Below are 261 nucleotides of genomic sequence, written 5' to 3'. Positions count from 1 at the left end.
GATTGATGGATTTAATATTCCGATTATTAAAGCCAAGTCAATTGACCAGATTTCCTACAAAGAGGCTGTGGCCCCGACTCTTGAAACTGTTGATGTGAATAAGAGCATGGAGCAGGATGGCTTACTCATTTCATTGGACAAAATCGAGTTTTCCAAAAATGAAACAAGGGTGTATTTATCAGGGGAAAATCTTACGCAAGATGATGTGTTTATTAGACAGTACAGTGCCCAACTTTTTCAAAATAGTAATGTTTATGAAGT

General features: G+C 36.8%; 1 protein-coding gene. It reads left to right on the top strand.

Going from position 1 to position 261, the window contains the following annotated elements:
* On the top strand, nucleotides 1–261 hold a 261-nt coding region (locus AOA62_RS32180; protein WP_218244064.1), incomplete at both ends, for a hypothetical protein.

The sequence above is a fragment of the Pseudomonas sp. 2995-3 genome, assembly GCF_002742565.1.
GTDB classification, from domain to species: domain Bacteria; phylum Pseudomonadota; class Gammaproteobacteria; order Pseudomonadales; family Pseudomonadaceae; genus Aquipseudomonas; species Aquipseudomonas edaphica.
Note: the sequence above shows the minus strand (reverse complement) of the source record. Positions and strands in the feature narration are given on the sequence as shown.